This window comes from Paenibacillus sp. ov031 (assembly GCF_900143165.1).
Taxonomy (GTDB): domain Bacteria; phylum Bacillota; class Bacilli; order Paenibacillales; family Paenibacillaceae; genus Paenibacillus; species Paenibacillus marchantiae.
Genome location: NZ_FRDO01000010.1, coordinates 1 through 13,094, shown reverse-complemented (window position 1 = coordinate 13,094; position 13,094 = coordinate 1). Strand labels below are relative to the sequence as shown.

The window sequence follows — 13,094 nt, the reverse complement described above, 5'->3', positions numbered from 1 at the left end:
CTTGAGGATCATATAAGGGAGCACGTTGTATCTATTGTGATGCAACATGCTCAAGTAAAACAGACAGACACCCGCATCTCAGGATGCGAGTTGGTCTGCAAGGGTCGTTTACATGCGAAAAGGTCGCCGTGCTTGTCGATCATCCCGGGAACGTCGTTTTCTGGCGCCCTGGGTATTCCGTTGTCTTCTCCACATCCAGTAGAGGACGAGTCCATGGATTCCGGCAGCTGTTAACAAGAGTCGAATAAACCATCCCACCGATGTTTTCATCAGTGGGTCCGCAGGGCTGAGTACCTTGGTAACTTCAGATGGGTCAGGAATAGAACGTGGCGTTCCGTCTTTCTCCTGAACATTCATGGCCGAAGAGCGATCCAGCATGACGGTCGTTGTCAGATTCCATTTGTCATTCACAAGTGCACGTATGGTGGCTTGCTCAGCATCGACATCGGTATGAAGCGTTAGCAGTCCATCCGGTGTAATGGATACTCCCTGCACGGGGGTGTCGAGCTGGAATTTTACATTGGGCTTTTCTTCTGAGGAGGATTCAACACCGTATTGGGCAATGGATTCCCCGGCTACAGGCTTCACCACACGTTCGTCACCGGTCATTTGCAAGGTGGTGAGCCCATTCTCCACCACAGCTTGCTTCTTGGACAACGGCTTGATGTTGCCGATGAGGAAGCTCAGCTTGGCGTTTTCGGGAGTTGTGGTTGTAATGCCCCAGCCAATGACTTTACCCAAGTTCACCTGACCTGCCGAGCTGGCCTTGTCCTGGACCATTAGGCTGGAAAAGGGGATGCGAATCTGTCCGACAAATCCCGGTTCCAATGCAATCAGGCCGGATACCGGGCGAACCAGTTCAGCCTGTCCGGTTGATTTCTCGACTACGATGACGTTTCGATCATCAGACACAGTAAGGGAAGTTTTATCCGCTCGGGTCAGTACGATATTAAGAGGCAGCTTTCGGTCCGATTCATTGCGGATGGAGAAGGTCAAAGCCCCATAGCTTGACCAGTCTCGATTCAGCAGCTCATAGACGTAGGCCGAATAGTATCCTTTTTTGAGCCCCAGCGTGGAGGTCTTAATCTGGATACTGCCTTTGTTATCAACGCTGGCGTCTACCTTAGCTCCGTTGTTCCATTCATGGAGTGTATTCCCACTCACCTTAAGCTGCTCTGCCTGAGCAGCCTGAATGGGATATACGTTCCACAACACAACAAGACTGGCGACAAGTGTCAGTTGTTTCCACTTCTTGATCATGCTTTCTTGCCTCCCCTCTATAGATAAGCCATCTCGTTCAGTTCGTCTGGAGAGATGTTGTTCTTGCCCTGTGATGCAGGGCCTGTTTTATCCAACTGGATATGTTCCTTATTCCACTGTTTCAGCAGAGCTTCCAAGGTTGGCATCTGATGGTTGCGAGCAATATCTCGAATATTGGTCACGCGGTACAAATTGCCTCGTTTGTTACGCAGGGACTGCACCCACACGCATTCCAGTGAGATGTCTTCGCTAAGCGGAAGTTGGATCTCATTGACCAAATCATGAGGCTCCATCTCCACCAAGACGAATTCATAGTTGAAATCCATCAATGTCACGGTTCCATGATCTGCCGTTGGCAATTCGCGATTTAGCGCAATTCGTGCCAGCTTCCGGTTGGACATGAACTCACTCTGACCCCGACGTACAAAATTCAGACGAATATCTTCAAATGTACTGATATCCTTGTCCAGCTTCTGAGGCAGTGTAGGTTCGCGATCATAGATGATGTGCAGCAGCTGGCGCTGCTCTTGTTCCGTGATATCCTTAACGGTAAAAGCATATTTCCAACGGTTTCCGATCGAAGCGACATGTGCCACCTTGCCTGTAAACTCGCTTGAATACCGGTCATTTACCAGTTTAATGCCAATCTCCAGATCACTTGGAATGTACTTCGGTGTATCCAGCATGACGGAAATGCCACCTTCCGAGAGATCGTGAGTGATGCAGGAGATGATCTCCCCTTCCGTTGTGAGCGTGCAATCCACAGCAGCCATTGAGCGCTCGTGATTGCGGAACACTTTGCGTCCAGCCAGAAAGAAGATCGACATCATGATGTTGTAGAAATTAATCAATAACCAATACAGTACAACGAGGAAACCAATTGTTCCCTGGCTAAATGTCCAGTGGATACAATTCACGATTCCGATAATGGATAGTACCGCCAGAATCAGATGAGGAATCATCTGTTTAATCTGATAGTTCCGATCATCATTTTGCGCACCGTCTTTGCGGGTAACGACGAATTTGTTCATCGTGATGCCCAGAGTTTCCAGAATGACGGCGGGCAGAAGGGAAGGGAACAGAATGGTCTCATATACATTGGTCCATTTGGTGGTTCGAATATTGCCGGATAACATTCGCAGGCAGGTGTTGGTCAACAGATACATCGGCAACCAGAACACGAGAATCTCCAGAATGGTACATTTCACAACCAGAACGCCGAACACGGCAAACAGTATGGGTGACATGATGTACAGCAGTCGTTTTAACCCGGAGTACCAGTAGGTAATGGAAGAAATGTAGTTCAGTTTTTGCGCAAAACTAAGTCCTTTTTTGAAGAGAAGGTTCATTTTTTTACCTGTCTGGATACAACCGCGCGCCCAGCGCTGACGCTGTTTGATCAGACTTTTCAGATCACCGGGAGCAAGTCCGGAGGCCAGTACTTTATTGGTAGCGAAGCAGCGATACCCTTTGCTCTGCATTTCAATACCAGTGGCAAAATCCTCTGTAATGGAACCGGTATAGAATCCGCCGACGTCTTCCAGTGCCTGTCTGGAGAGTACAGTATTTGTTCCGCCATAGATGACGGAATTGGATTTGTTGCGTCCCACTTGTACGTCCCGATAGAAATAGTCCTGTTCATTCGGTATCCGGTTCTCGGAGTACAGATTGTACTGGAACTGGTCGGGATTATAGAAACTCTGTGGAGTCTGCACGAACCCAATTTTTTCTCCGGTCAGAAAATAGGGAACACACGCCGTCAGAAAATCATGTTTTGGAATCATGTCTGCATCAAAGGTGACGATTAGTGGGGAAGACGTATGCTTCATGGCATTGTTCAGGTTACCCGCCTTGGCATGTACATGCTCTGTTCGCGTAAGGTAGTTAATGCCCAGATGAGCAGCCAGCTCCCGCATCTCGGGACGGTTGGAGTCATCACACAGATGGATATGTACTTTGGAGCGATCAGGATAATCCATGTTCAGACAGCCATTAATCGTTTTGAACAGAAGCGATGTGGGTTCATTATAAGTTGCGATAAATACATCCACATCCGGATATAAGGCTTCGTCAACAACGGGAAGTTCGGGATATTCGAGCCGGGTCATATTGTAAAAATGGACGGCCAGTTCGAACATACCTATAAGTTCGACAATGAGGAGGGCAAGACCTGCGGTTACGGCGAGAGGGCCATGTCCAAAAGGAATGGTGAAAAATGTACGCCAAATGACGTAAATACAAGACATAATCACAGTAGCTGTGACAAGTATCTTGTTGCGTGTACTTAAGTAGTTCAAGTGAATACCTCTTCCTAATTTTTCTGAGTAGTGCCGCCTATCGGAATAAAAAGAATGTGATCATTGTACTAAACGATTCTGAACAAATTCTGAAAAAAGAGATAGGACCTCGTTAAATATAGAGCCATTGGTTCAATTTTTGATGGTTAATTTTGTCGTATCACAATAATTATTGTAGTTATTTGTCGAAATTTGCGCAATATGTTTATTTATTTTTTTCGCAAAGATGAAAGTGGGGCTTGGATGTTATCTGAAAACACAAAAATGACGAGCTCAATGTGCAATGTCATTAAGTTAAGTAACTTAGTGATATTGCCCCAAGGACTCGTCATTTCTGTTGCAGTCTTCTGCCATTATGATCAGCAAAAGGCATATATTCATTTCGAATTTAGTCGGAGATGTTGCGCGTATAATACTCAATAATATCCTTGCGACGGATAATACCGAGGAACACACGGTCCACATCCACCACAGGCACAAAGTTTTGATCTGCTGCCAGCGTCAGCATATCCTCCATTTCTGCCTTAATAAAGACACATTCATTATATACACGGTTGTCGATCTCATGCACCTGGACCTGATCCATCGTCTCAAATGTCAGTCCGGGAGTGCTCCGCATTTTCCATAACAAATCGCCTTCGGACAGGGTGGCAACATATTTTCCATCCTGGTCAATCACGGGAATGGCGGTATAATGCTGCAATTCAAGCTGCTCGATCGCATCTTTCATCGAAGCGGAAGACTTGATATAGGCCACGTCGGCTTTGGGGAGTAAAAAATAGCTGATTTCCATCATCGGGCTCCTTTACTGTAATCTCACTCTCCTTATTTAAACATATTATGTGAGCTTTCGGCTATTTTTAATGATAAATTCGTCAGATTTGTTCCATTGTTTAATTGAGGCTGGAAATCTATAGTGTATATTAGAGGTGATGTGATCATGAAATCGAAACGTAAAATTATTTATGGACTGCTTCCCATCTTATTTGCCGGTGGAATCGGAATGTACTTATACATGCAGAATAGCAAAACAGAGGAAGTAAAGCCTGAGGTAACCGTTAATCAGTACATAGAGCATTTGCAAAAGAAAGAATTTGATCAACTGTATACCTTGATGACGCCTGCTTCTTTGACAGAGTCCGGCATGAACCGTGAACAATTTGTGGAAAAATACAATGCAATCTATTCGGGTATGGAGGTTTCTGCGATTAAGGCAGAATTGAAACCGAAAGTAAACGAAGAGACAACGGACGGCATGGGTAATGAAAATAAAAACCAAAATCAAAATCAAAATCCGGATGCCTACGAAGTGGACTACAGTCTGCAGTTAACGACCTTCCTCGGGGAAGTGGACGAGACGCATACACTGAAACTGGTGCGTGAAGACCTTGAGGAGGGTGGCAAAGTCTGGCGGATCAACTGGAAGCCATCCATGATTCTGACTGACATGGTCAAGGGAAGCAAAGTTCGGGTGAAAACCCTTTTCCCGGAACGAGGAGACATTGTTGATCGTGAAGGGCTGCCCCTCGCAACAAAGGGAAATATATATGAATGGGGCATCGTACCTGAGAAGCTGGGAGAACATCCGGAGCCGGTGATCGCCCGAATCGCGGAGCATTACAAAGTAACAGAAGCTATGATTAACACCGCACTTGCACAGAAATGGGTGAAGCCGGAATATTTTGTCCCGATTGCTTCAACAGAGGACTCCCGGGTGCCTACAGCACTGGCTGGTGTGCAAGTTCAATCCAAGGAAATACGATATTATCCTCTTGGTGAGGCTGCTGCTCATTTAATCGGTTATGTGCGCAAGGCCACCAAGGAAGATTTGGAGAAAGATACGGAAGGATACTATCGTGCGGAAGATTGGATTGGCAAAGCCGGACTGGAGCAATCCTTAGAGAAACAGCTTCGCGGCGAACGAGGTGGCCTGATCGAGATCACCGATGAATCTGGAAACACTCGCTCTGAGCTTATTCGAAAGGATGCAGTGGATGGAGAGAATATTCAACTGACGATAAGCTCTGAGCAACAGCGCAAGTTGTATAAGACATTATCGAGTGGTGGTGACGCCGGAGCAATGGTGCTGATGAACCCAACGGATGGTAATCTGCTGGCACTGGCAAGTGCGCCTGCCTATAATCCGAACAAGATGGTTACGGGACTGACACAGGCAGAGTGGGATGCCTATTCAGCAGATGAAAAGCTTCCTTTTATCAATCGGTTTACGAACCGTTATGCACCAGGTTCAACCTTCAAAGCCATTACGGCAGCGGCAGGTTTGATGGAGAAGGTTACCACAGCGGACAAATCGCATGATATCTCTGGTCTGCAATGGCGCAAGGATGAGAGCTGGGGCGGTTACTATGTGAAACGTGTGAAAAGTGTATCCCCGGTGAACATGGTTGATGCGCTGGTCTACTCAGACAATATTTATTTTGCGAAGGAAGCTGTTGAGATGGGCAGCGCCAAGTTCATAGATGGCATTCAGAAGTTCGGTTTTGGAGACAACTTTGGACTGGATGAACTGTATTTGAAACCAAGTCAGTATGCAAACGAGGCACATCTCGATTTGTCATCCGAGGTGCTGCTCGCTGACACATCCTATGGACAGGGAGAAATGTTGATGTCGCCGATCCATCTGGCATCCTCCTTCACCCCTTTTATTAATGAAGGAAAAATGGTGAAGCCTGTACTGATAGAGGAAAAGGAAACCGCCGAACCGGAAGTTGTGATTACACCTGAAGTCGCAAATACGGTTAAGGATGCCTTGGGCGAGGTCGTGACCCGATCGGGAGGAACGGCTCATTCCTTGAACTCACTCCCTGAAGGACTGGCGGCTAAGACAGGGACTGCCGAGCTTAAGGCCAAGAAGGGGGAAAAAGGACAGGAGAACGGTTTTGTTGTGGTGTTTGATACCGAATCACCATCCTTCCTTATAGCCGCAGTCATTGAACAAGTGAACGGACGAGGCGGCAGTCATTATGTTTTGGATAAATTAAAGCCTTTCCTGGAGAAAAAGGGAGTAACGCAGTAAATTGATTTGCGATTTACGATGTATCTTTAGTATTTGAAGAGCCCATCCACCATTCATGTTACTAAAATGGTGGATGGGCTTTATTTTGCCTTTATGTTATAAGATTTATTTCCGAGCTGTCAGCATAAAACGTGCCGAGTTCGTTCGAATCCCTTTATCGCAGCGATTTTGCTCAACAAACTGTTGGAAATGCTCTAAGTCGGATTCCTTCTCTCCAAAACCGGGAATGATCGGTGCATGGGTCAGTAGGAAAAGCAGATCATCAGGCGTGGCGTAATATTCTGTTGCATTATATTCGTGTGCCTCAATGTCACGAAAACCCGCTTCGCGAAGTTCACGTTTGTATTGTTTCATTAATGTGCCAGGCTGAACGCCCAGCGATTGTCCACGGTCAAAAGCCTTGGAGATATTACATTTATCATTTTCACTGACTTGTTGGGTAAGGAATACACCGCCATCAGCCAATACCCTGAATACTTCTGTAACGCAGAAGTCGCAGTGTCTGGAGGAAACCACATTAAAGAATTGATCTGGAAATGTCAGTTGCTCTGCATTCATATGCACAAAACGGACATTCGACCTGGAACCAGATGCCTTAAGATTACGCTGGGCAGTCTCAATCATTCCCCGGGAAAGGTCGATTCCAACCAATAACAGTGCGGCATTCGAGATGGAAAGAACAGCTTCTCCACTACCTGTACCAATATCAAGCAATAGATCAGACGGTTCGGTGCAGCGTATAACTTCCTCGTAGAAATTCCATTCGATGCCTTCTGAAGTCACTTTCAGGGAGCTGAAGTCCCAGCCATTCAATTGCCCAATACGTTCGTAAAAAGTAGTATAGTCCATCTTTTTCTTCATTATATGATTCCTCCAATGTGAGTTCTTGATTCTAGACAGATGTTGTACCAAATCGTTACGATTAGATGCCGAACAGGCTCAAAAGGGCAGACGTATCCCATGTTAGCTGGTACGCGTTTTGACCCAGCCCGACGACTAATTACTTCGAACGATTCGGAATAACATCCGTGTCACCTCACAGTTTGGAATATCGTTATTATAATGAATTGACAGCGTATACGCGAGATGTTAATTTGAGGTGAAATCCATTCTATTAGATTGAGGTGATCGATGGTGGCTGTTCGCGCTAAGCAGATTTTTGTTAATTTGCCCGTTAAGGATTTGAAGAGGTCCGTTGATTTTTTTACCAAAGTAGGGTTTGAGTTCAATGTGAATTTTACAGACGAGTCTGCGACTTGCATGATCATTGGAGACAACATCTATGCGATGCTGCTGGTGGAGGATCGTTTTCAATCTTTTATTTCGAAAAAAATATCCAACGCGGCGGACACGGCGGAAGTCATCGTAGCCTTGTCGGTGGAGAGTCGTGAACAAGTCGATCTGATTGTACAAGCTGCCCTGGATGCTGGCGGCAAGCCGTATAATGATCCTCAAGATCATGGGTTTATGTATGGGTGGAGTTTTCAGGACCCGGATGATCATCTATGGGAAGTTTCCTATATGGATCTAAGTAGCTTTCCTACGCAAGAATAGAATACATTTGTCAGTGCCTTCCTATTAACAGGGAGGCACTTTTTGCGTTCATATATCCCAATAACATATGGTGTAATTTACCTTTTTACTATATGATAAGTGTCGATTCATGTATAAATAGCATAGTATACATACGTTCTTTTTGATGGAGGGATCAGGGTGTATTGTCACGTATGTGGGACCAAAAGCAATCCAGGGGACAGCACATGTAGAAAGTGTAGAACGAAATTAAAAGATTCAAGCTCTACAGATGAACAGATTTGGGCAGAAACAGCAGTTGGTCTGGAAAGTGGAACGGGCAAAGCATTAGATCAGTTATCCAGACAGCATCAGTCTGCACCGAAGCAGAGCAACACGGCACAAGGCCGAGCATTTAGCTGGATTATTCCACTGCTTCTGGCAGCGGTGATGGGGGCCTTGTTGACTTATTATTACAAGCAGGAGATGGGCATCAATGCGGAGGTAAAAACACTGCATCAACAGGCGGAGCAGGCGGGCTTGGACGGAAAATATCAAGAGGCGCTTCAACTTCTGGACTCGGCTCTTGCGAAACGGCCAAATGTTGATGGACTTGTGCAGGATCGCCAAATTACAGCCAAAGCCTTCAATCTAATGAATCAGCTGAACGAAGCTGCGACAAGTTTGAAAACGGGAAAACTTGCTGCAGGTGACAAGACACTTCAGGCTGTAGCGAAAGTGTTGAAAGAGCGAGAAGAACCGGTATTTGCCAAGGTACGTACGACTCTAAACAACAACAAGGTGACACTGGCTGTCCTGAAGGTAAAGAAAGAAATCGATAGTTTGACAACCGTACAGGCACTTGCTGAGAAATTGGACACGGTATCGAAATTGAAAGGCAAGGAAGCAGAGGCGGTTCAGAAACAAATCATCGACAAGCTGGCTGGCCTTAGCTATAAGCAAGCTGAACAGCAAGTGAAGAAAAAGGATTTTACGGCTGCATTGCAAACCGTTGATCTGGGACTGTCCTACGCGCCCGAGGATGACAAATTGACAGCATATCGCGAACGGGTGCTGAGTGAGAAGAAGGCTTTTGAAAAAGCAGAAGCCGAACGAATTCAACTTGCTGAGCAACAAGCGGCAGAAGAAGACCTGAAAAACCGCACAGCAGCGGTGAGTATTGTAGACGTAGAAGCGACGCTTGATATGTATGGCGATCTGTATATAAGCGGCTCAATCGTGAATAATGCCACTCGTCCTATCTCTTCCGTGACGGTTATGCTGGACATCTACAGCTCAGACGGGGCATATCTCGGTCAAACCTATGCGGATGTGTATCCAAGCTGGCTTGATGTAGGGGATCAGGGATTTTTTGAAACGTATTATTACGGTGTGTACGAGGAAGCTGAAGTTTCTGTAGTGAACGCAACGTGGTATCTGGAATAGGAGGACAGGTTGGAATGGCCAAACGAACATGGAGTACGATTATATCCAGTGCAATTATTATTGGAGCGGGAGCAGGAGGGGTGTTCTGGATTCATCAGTATTCAGCAGATCAACTGCAGGATGGACCAAGACTGGCTGTTGTCACTACGAAGGAAACGGCAACCACAGCGTCTAAACCGTCCTCCCAGACAGCCGTGAAGAAAACACGTAAACAGATTATTGAAGAGAGTCAGAAGAAAGTGGTTACGATTGAGAGCAGCAGCGGACTGGGTTCCGGTTTTCTCTACAATGATCAGGGGGATGTGGTAACTAATGCTCACGTGGTGGAGGGGTCGAAAGAAGTAACGATTCGAACCCTGAATCATGAGGAGTATAAGGGAACCGTTATCGGGATTGGAGAAGAGACGGATGTTGCTGTCGTCAGGGTGCCTGATCTGAAAAAAGTTAAACCGCTACCTATCGCCAAATCCAAAGCGGAGACGGGTGATGAGATTCTCGCTCTGGGTAGTCCGCTGGGTCTGGAGAACACCGTAACTACAGGCATTATCAGCGGAGTTGGCCGCAGCTTCGAAATTGCCCCGTATATCTATAGTAATCTGTATCAAATCTCGGCGCCTATTACACACGGCAACAGCGGTGGCCCACTGATCAGTGCAGAAACCGGTGAAGTATTGGGCATTAATTCAGCCGTTGTGGAGCAGGAAGGTGGAATTGGGTTCAGCATTCCTATCACTAGTGTATTGAAGCAGGTCCAGGCCTGGTCTGAGAAACCATCATCGTCTAAAACGGCGGTTCAGACGAGTGGCAGTCAGGGATCGGGAGCAGACTCAGCTTCTTTGGAAGCGGAGGGTCTGGTGACCGAATTTTATATGAACCTGAATCTGAATGACTATGTTACCGCCTATGCCTTGCTTGGCAGTGAGTGGCAGAGCGGTATAAGTTATGCCAAGTTCCGTGAAGGTTACATCAACACCAGTTATGTTACCATTGCCGAAGTTTCGTCCTCAGACAAGTCAAATGATGAAATAGAGGTCACTGCGGTTATTACAGCGGATGAACGAAAAGACAGTGAATTGGTCACCACGAAATATAAAGTTACGTATCAAGTCGGTTATGAAAATGGACAACTGAAAATACTTCATGGTCAAGGAAAAAAAGTGAAATGAAAGTTATGTAGGGAGAATGGGCACCAAGCCGATTCTCCTTTTTGATTGCTTAAGTGTGATGGTTCTGTTAAAATACAGAACGAACGTTCAGTATGCAAGAGGCGGAGTGAAATGGATGAGTATGAATAAAAAGCAAATTCAAACCGAGCAGACCAAGAAGAAACTTGCGGATGCCTCAAGAGCTCTTTTTGTGCAAAAAGGGTATAAAGCAACTTCCATTGAAGATATTGTGGCTGCGACAGGCAGTAGCAAAGGCAATATCTATTACCATTTTAAAAGTAAGGAAGGCCTCTTTCTGTATCTGATTGATGAGTGGGATCGGGAATGGGAAGAGAATTGGGCGGCCAAGGAGCATCTGTATCATACTTCTACGGAGAAGATCTACGGCTTGGCAGAACAATTAATCCTCGACGATATGAATCACCCGCTAACCAAGGCGGCAGATGAGTTTTTTACCGGGGAAAAGAAAGAAAATGATATTGAAGAACGAATATCTTTGATGTTTGAGCGGCATATTCAATTTAACAAACAATTGGTGGAACAGGGGATAGAGAGCGGAGAGTTCAAGGCAGACAACGCAGACAATCTTGCGCTCATTCTGGAAAGCACCATTATTGGACTTAGTCAGCTGTCGCGCGGAATGGAGCCAGAACAGGCTCTTGCCTTATACCGCCAGGCGGCTAGCGTATTCTTATATGGAATAGCAAAAGATAAAGCTTAAGGCAACATTTTGACAACTACGGAGGATGGAATCATGGCATTACTTACACGGAACAGGGGCGCATTGCTGCTGTTAATGTTTAATATTTTTCTCGTTTTTACAGGTATAGGTCTTGTTGTACCTATTATGCCTGCGTACATGGATCTACTGCATATCACCGGGTTCACGGTTGGTTTGCTGGTAGCAGCATTCTCCTTCACGCAGTTTCTGTTTTCTCCAGTTGCGGGCCGTTGGTCTGACATCTTGGGACGTAAAAAAATTATTGTTGGCGGCATGTTAATCTTTGCTGTATCGGAGTTTATGTTTGGTGCTGTGAATGCACCATCGCTGCTCTTCGCGGCCCGGATGCTTGGCGGAATCGGTGCAGCAATGATCTTCCCGGCAGTTATGGCGTATACCGCAGATATTACGACAGATGAAGAACGCGGTAGAGGCATGGGATTAATCAATGCGGCAATTACTACAGGATTTATTATTGGTCCGGGGATCGGCGGATATATCGCGGACTTTGGCATTCGGATTCCTTTCTATGCCGCAGGTATTGCAGGTTTGCTGGCATCCATCATTACATTGATTATTTTGCCGGAATCGACCAGAATTACCGGAGAGCAAACCAAACCTGTTGCGGGTGCAGCAAAGGTCAAAAGCCCGGGCATGGTTTCCCAGTTGCTGCATTCGTACCGGGAGCCTTACTTTTTCAGTTTGATTATCGTATTTGTCATGGCGTTTGGTCTGGCTAACTATGAGACGGTATTTTCACTGTTTGTGGATCACAAATTTGGCTTCACCACCAAGGATATTGCATTCATTATTACGTTTGGTTCCATTGCGGGAGCTGTGGTGCAGGTCTCCATGATTGGCTGGCTGTTAAACCGTTTTGGTGAGAAAAAAGTCATTTCGGTCTGCTTGCTTTTTGTAGCCGTATTTGTACTGTTGACCTTGTTTGTGAACACCTACTGGATGATTCTTGTCGTAACGTTTATCGTCTTCCTTGGTATGGATATATTGCGTCCGGCAATCAGTACGCAGATGTCCAAACTGGCGGAAGAACAGCAAGGCTTTGTGGCCGGATTGAACTCAGCCTACACAAGTTTGGGGAATATCGCAGGTCCAATTGTAGCGGGAGCACTGTTTGATGTGAATATCAACTATCCTTACGTTTCAGCAGCTGTTGTTCTGGCAATCTGTTTCCTGTTATCTCTGCGGGTATTAAGAGGAGTTAACTCCACAGGCAACGCCAAAGCAGAAATGTAATCCTGATTTGAATATGAATGAGCGAGTGAACCAACACAAAAAGCCAGTCGGCTACACATGAACGATGTTGAAGTGACCCCTTAAAGTTAGACAAATATTTTTATGCAACCTGTATGGCATGAATTCGGTATTGTACCGGGCTCATGCCTTTTAATTTTGACTTAATGCGTTTGTGATTGTAGTAATCGATGTATTGTGCTAGTTCTTGCTTGAAGTCATCTAGACTTTCAAACTCATTAAGATAGAGAAATTCTGACTTCATAATGCCAAAGAAGTTCTCCATTACTGCGTTATCGTAACAATTTCCTTTGCGTGACATGCTCTGGATAATCGCCCGTTCCTTCAAAGCATGTTGATACTGCTTCATCTGGTAGTGCCAGCCTTGATCCGAATGCAGGAGG

At 45.8% G+C, this 13,094-nt stretch carries 11 protein-coding genes; 6 read left to right on the top strand and 5 right to left on the bottom strand.

The window, feature by feature from the left end:
* Positions 1–108: 108 nt before the first annotated feature.
* The 3 genes from BUA17_RS27975 to BUA17_RS27965 all read right to left on the bottom strand — a co-directional run bounded on the left by BUA17_RS27975 (position 109) and on the right by BUA17_RS27965 (position 4,350).
* Complete coding sequence (locus tag BUA17_RS27975) at positions 109–1,260, bottom strand: hypothetical protein (RefSeq protein ID WP_072735646.1); 1,152 nt, start codon at positions 1,258–1,260, stop codon at positions 109–111.
* 17 nt (positions 1,261–1,277) lie between these two features.
* The gene (locus tag BUA17_RS27970; RefSeq protein ID WP_139295751.1) at positions 1,278–3,557 is read right to left on the bottom strand and encodes a glycosyltransferase; all 2,280 of its coding nucleotides are present in this window, start codon (positions 3,555–3,557) and stop codon (positions 1,278–1,280) included.
* A gap of 388 nt (positions 3,558–3,945) precedes the next feature.
* The gene (locus BUA17_RS27965) at positions 3,946–4,350 is read right to left on the bottom strand and encodes a CBS domain-containing protein (RefSeq protein WP_063567168.1); all 405 of its coding nucleotides are present in this window, start codon (positions 4,348–4,350) and stop codon (positions 3,946–3,948) included.
* Positions 4,351–4,497: 147 nt separating this feature from the next.
* Here BUA17_RS27965 and BUA17_RS27960 point away from each other — a divergent pair, with 147 nt between their 5' ends.
* A complete protein-coding gene (locus BUA17_RS27960) occupies positions 4,498–6,594 on the top strand; it encodes a penicillin-binding protein PBP4(5) (RefSeq protein WP_072735645.1) in 2,097 nt (698 codons plus the stop codon).
* A 105-nt stretch (positions 6,595–6,699) separates the two neighbouring features.
* Here BUA17_RS27960 and BUA17_RS27955 read toward each other — a convergent pair whose 3' ends face one another.
* A complete protein-coding gene (locus BUA17_RS27955) occupies positions 6,700–7,455 on the bottom strand; it encodes a class I SAM-dependent methyltransferase (RefSeq protein ID WP_072735644.1) in 756 nt (251 codons plus the stop codon).
* Between the two features lie 273 nt (positions 7,456–7,728).
* Here BUA17_RS27955 and BUA17_RS27950 point away from each other — a divergent pair, with 273 nt between their 5' ends.
* The 5 genes from BUA17_RS27950 to BUA17_RS27930 all read left to right on the top strand — a co-directional run bounded on the left by BUA17_RS27950 (position 7,729) and on the right by BUA17_RS27930 (position 12,693).
* A complete protein-coding gene (locus tag BUA17_RS27950) occupies positions 7,729–8,148 on the top strand; it encodes a VOC family protein (protein WP_063567181.1) in 420 nt (139 codons plus the stop codon).
* Between the two features lie 159 nt (positions 8,149–8,307).
* Entirely contained in the window at positions 8,308–9,552 is a 1,245-nt protein-coding gene (locus BUA17_RS27945) for an FxLYD domain-containing protein (protein WP_072735643.1), read from the top strand.
* Between the two features lie 14 nt (positions 9,553–9,566).
* Complete coding sequence (locus BUA17_RS27940; RefSeq protein ID WP_063567172.1) at positions 9,567–10,718, top strand: S1C family serine protease; 1,152 nt, start codon at positions 9,567–9,569, stop codon at positions 10,716–10,718.
* 121 nt (positions 10,719–10,839) lie between these two features.
* Complete coding sequence (locus BUA17_RS27935) at positions 10,840–11,439, top strand: TetR/AcrR family transcriptional regulator (protein WP_063567182.1); 600 nt, start codon at positions 10,840–10,842, stop codon at positions 11,437–11,439.
* Between the two features lie 33 nt (positions 11,440–11,472).
* Positions 11,473–12,693 carry an MFS transporter gene (locus tag BUA17_RS27930; RefSeq protein ID WP_063567173.1) on the top strand — a complete coding sequence of 407 codons (1,221 nt, stop codon included), beginning with the start codon at positions 11,473–11,475 and terminating at the stop codon, positions 12,691–12,693.
* Positions 12,694–12,793: 100 nt separating this feature from the next.
* Here the strand turns inward: BUA17_RS27930 and BUA17_RS27925 are convergent.
* On the bottom strand, positions 12,794–13,094 hold a 301-nt coding region (locus tag BUA17_RS27925; RefSeq protein WP_139295749.1), incomplete at its 5' end, for an IS3 family transposase.

Bases quoted from the DNA above. Each gene is read 5' to 3' on its own strand.
- BUA17_RS27960 (WP_072735645.1), top strand. From the start codon at position 4,498: ATGAAATCGAAACGTAAAATTATTTATGGACTGCTTCCCATCTTATTT.
- BUA17_RS27965 (WP_063567168.1), bottom strand. From the start codon at position 4,350: ATGGAAATCAGCTATTTTTTACTCCCCAAAGCCGACGTGGCCTATATC.
- BUA17_RS27930 (WP_063567173.1), top strand. From the start codon at position 11,473: ATGGCATTACTTACACGGAACAGGGGCGCATTGCTGCTGTTAATGTTT.
- BUA17_RS27935 (WP_063567182.1), top strand. From the start codon at position 10,840: ATGAATAAAAAGCAAATTCAAACCGAGCAGACCAAGAAGAAACTTGCG.
- BUA17_RS27955 (WP_072735644.1), bottom strand. From the start codon at position 7,455: ATGAAGAAAAAGATGGACTATACTACTTTTTACGAACGTATTGGGCAA.
- BUA17_RS27940 (WP_063567172.1), top strand. From the start codon at position 9,567: ATGGCCAAACGAACATGGAGTACGATTATATCCAGTGCAATTATTATT.
- BUA17_RS27975 (WP_072735646.1), bottom strand. From the start codon at position 1,260: ATGATCAAGAAGTGGAAACAACTGACACTTGTCGCCAGTCTTGTTGTG.